Below are 3,441 nucleotides of genomic sequence, written 5' to 3'. Positions count from 1 at the left end.
CAAAGTTTGATGGCCGGGGTAAAACCGGGTACGGAAGTAGTTGTTTTGGATGGGAACCGAGATGCGATCGACCAAATTACTCAAATTTTAGGTCTTCGCAGCAATATTGACAGCATTCACATAGTTTCTCACGGTGCTCCGGGTAGCTTGCAACTCGGCGACGGTAGCTTGAGTTTAGATAATGTGGAAACTTATTCCGAGAAATTGCAGCAGTGGCGGATTGCTTTAAATCTGGGTGCAGACATTCTGATTTACGGTTGTAATGTCGCAGCAGCACCTCGCGCTTACCCGAAAGTCCGCCAGGGAATGAATTCCCAGGCTCAAAGCTCAAGTCGGTTGAAACCGACTGCTTACCCGAAAGTCCGCCAGGGAATGAATTCCCTGTCTCAAAGCTCAAGTCGGTTGAAACCGACTGAAAACAAGGCGGCTATTGAGTCCTCTTCAGAGGACTTTCGCTATGAGACGGGGAATTCATTCCCCGGCGGTATCGGGGAACAAGCCAGAGATTTAGATGTAGATGTAGATTTATATCTAGACGGTTTCGCCTTCATCCAACGAATTGCCCAACTCACAAATACCAATGTTGCAGCTTCCAAAAACCTCACCGGAAGTGTAGCAAAGGGCGGGGACTGGGAACTGGAAGTCAGAACCGGGAAAATAGAAGCACCGCTGGTATTTGAACCCGAAGTGTTAGCGGGTTACGAGTATGTTTTAAATAGTTTTGGTACTGCGACTAACTTTCCCGTAGGTTCAGATCCTGTCTCCGTCGATGTCGGTGATTTTAACGGCGACGGAATAAAGGACTTAGCCGTGGGCAATTCCAGCAGTGGCGCCGCTGCTGGCACATCAATTCTGTTAGGAAATGGCACGGGTAGCTTTGGCACCGCTACTCTGTTGCAACAGGGGGCCTATATCCAGGCTGTCGCTAAATTTAATACAGATATCTATGACGACTTGGTTGTAAATAATGGCAATGGTTCTGTATCAATGTTTTTTGGGAGTAGCACTGGCTTGGGTGCTCCCGTGGATCTATCTTTCGATTCATATATTTTCACTAAATACATTGCTGCGGAAGATTTTAACGGCGACGGCAGGACAGACTTAGCTTTAGCGACTAATCGTGCCACGGGTTCCCCCAATACTAATGGTGTCGTCTCAATTCTATTGCAGAATCTTGATGGCACTTTTGCGCCTCCTCAAAACTTTTTGGTAGGAATAGCGCCTCAATCTATTGCGGTCGATGACTTTAACGGCGACGGAATAAAGGACTTGGCTGTCGCGAACAATCAAACAGGTGAAGGCGTTTCAATTCTGCTGGGGGATGGCAGTGGGAGTTTTGGCCCGGCAAACAAGATTCCAGTGGGGTCACGACCATCTTCTATAGCTGTGGGGAAATTTAACAGCGACTCCTTCCCCGACTTGGCTGTAGCGGACCAGAACTCTAACAACATCTCTATCCTGCTAGGAAATGGTAGCGGAGGCTTTACTACTACGGAAATTCCAGTGGGACCGAGTTCTTATTTCCTCACCGTTGCGGATCTCAACGGTGACTCCAAGCAAGACTTGGCTGTCGGGAACAATAACAAGGTTTCAACTCTGTTGGGGAATGGCGACGGCACATTTACCAAGACTGTTGATTTAGATGCGGGATTGCAGCCTACTGCTGTTATTGCGAAGGATTTGAACGGGGACGGTTTGCCTGACTTGGTCACCACCGACTACAATCCTAACAACGTTTCGATTCTGCTGAATACACCCAATACAGTTAATTTTGGTGCAGCAACATACAGCGGTACAGAAGGAACAACAGACAAAGTAGTTAATATTCCCGTCACCCTCAGTGGCGGCACACCCTTCACCGATGTAACTGTACCAATTCTCATCGACCCCAGCAGCAGTGCCACCGAAAATTCAGACTACACCTTTTCCCCTACCTCGATAATTTTCCCCGCAGGTGCAACAGGTGACGCACTCACTCAGAATGTTGCATTTACTATCAAACCCGACAACATAGTTGAAAACGCCGAAACCGCAATCCTCAACTTGGGCACAATCACCGGAGGCATTGCAGGTACAACCAAACAAACCACACTAACTATTGCTGCTAACGGTCAACCTTCAAGCCTGAGTCCGTACCAAATCGACCTCAAAACAGGCACAATTACTGGTGGGCCAAACCCGTTTATTTCTCTAGTAAATACCCCGACAGACTCAAACGCAGATAGTTGGTTAGAAGCCGTAGCCAAAATCAATTTTGACGGCAAAATCAAAAAAGCGAAATTCATCGTTGAATACGACAAAACTCCGTCAGGATGGACGGTAAATCTCGGCGACTCAGCGTCAAACGACGGCTATGGAGGGGATGCAAGCACTCAAAGGCGCGATGCCGAGATGCAGATTGTTAACGGGAATATGAGCGTTAACGGCAATGACTACAATACACCCCCTGGCGGAGTCCTTACCCCAGGAAATGTGCCTAACTTGGTCACCAACGGTTCCCGCGTCGAGTTAGAAGTCAGCAACGAACAACTTGCGTGGGATAACAAAAGCGGGCTAAAAAATAGCCTGAATTCGCCGTATCTTTATGCTCTCAATGGTCAACCTGATGATGGCGGGCCAGTCAATTCGGAGATTTACGCCGGATTTAACAGGGTGATTTCCGGGCCAGGCGATCGCATCGGATCGGGTGCTAGCAAGGTGACAATTCTGCTTAATCCGATCGACTACGCGATTAGTGCTGGTGTTGCAACCGTTACAGAAGGCAATGAAGGCAAAACTGCTGCCACTTTTACTGTTACCCGCAGCGGTAGCACTGAGTTGGCGAGCACAGTAGATTATGCGATCGCGGGTACTGCTAGCAACGTCACCGACTACAACAACATCGGTGGCACATCCGGTGCAACTGCTGCGACTGGTACGATTAATTTTGCAGCGGGCGAGACATCGAAAACCATTACTCTCGATGTTTTAGGCGATGCGGCGATCGAAGACAATGAAACCCTTGAGGTTACGCTGTCAAATCCCTCGGTATTAGATTCTACACCGACAATTACCGCTGCTACCGCTACCACAACTATTACTAATGATGATGTAGCGCCACCGACACCGACGCCAACGCCGACACCAGTCACGCCGACGCCAACGCCGACAACTGAGACTCCCACGCCGACGCCGACACCAACGCCGACGCCAGTCACGCCGACACCGACGCCAACGCCGACACCAACGCCGACAACTGATACTCCAACTCCGACGCCGACGCCAGTCACGCCAACGCCGACGCCAGTCACGCCCACACCAACGCCGACGCCAGTCACGCCCACACCAACGCCGACAACTGGCACTCCGACGCCAACGCCGACAACTGATACTCCAACTCCGACACCGACAACTGATACTCCAACTCCGACGCCGACAACTGATACTCCAACGCCGACGCCG

1 protein-coding gene is annotated in these 3,441 nt (G+C 50.1%); it reads left to right on the top strand.

Features of this window, described 5'->3' with window-relative positions; translation table 11 throughout:
* A partial coding sequence (locus QT987_RS28940) for a DUF4347 domain-containing protein (protein ID WP_333246876.1) occupies positions 1-3,441 on the top strand: 3,441 nt, incomplete at both ends.

This window comes from Microcoleus sp. SVA1B4 (assembly GCF_036700545.1).
Classification (GTDB): domain Bacteria; phylum Cyanobacteriota; class Cyanobacteriia; order Cyanobacteriales; family Microcoleaceae; genus Microcoleus.
The sequence above is the reverse complement of the archived record's forward strand: the minus strand, read 5'-3'. Positions and strand labels throughout refer to the sequence as shown.